Raw genomic sequence first — 422 nt, forward strand, 5'->3', positions numbered from 1 at the left:
GGGCAGCACCCTGACGCCGGTCCCGGCGGCGGCCAGCCATTCGCCGGGTCGGTCGAGCACCGGGGCGACCGCGCCGAGTGGCACGTCGAGGCGGCGCAGCTCCCGCAGCGGGGTCGGGGCGTCGCCGTCGGTCTCCAGCAGTCGCCCGGCCAGCAGGTCGACGAGGACCAGCCGGTCGTCGACCCAACGCAGGCCCTCACCCAACTCCAGCCGGTCGGTGCTCCAGACGGTCGGCTCGGTCAGCTCCATGGTGTTCCTCCCAAAGGTCGTCAGCGGACCGTACCGCCGGGGCCGTGGTCGAGCAGCGTCAGCTCGGCCCGGTCGGGCAGACCCTCCCAGTCGCCCCGGGTGGCGACCGCGAACGCGCCGGTGGTGACGGCCCGGTCCAGTCGGGCCGGCGCGTCGAGGCCGTCGAGCCAGCC

Annotated in this window: 1 pseudogene; it reads right to left on the reverse strand. The window is 75.8% G+C overall.

Annotation, left to right across the window (positions count from 1 at the left end):
• Positions 1–249, reverse strand: a pseudogene (locus KBX53_RS35830) (SMP-30/gluconolactonase/LRE family protein); the annotation flags it as partial.
• Between the last annotated feature and the right edge of the window lie 173 nt (positions 250–422).

Origin of the sequence: Micromonospora sp. M51, from assembly GCF_018070305.1 — a bacterium.
GTDB lineage: Bacteria > Actinomycetota > Actinomycetes > Mycobacteriales > Micromonosporaceae > Micromonospora > Micromonospora parva.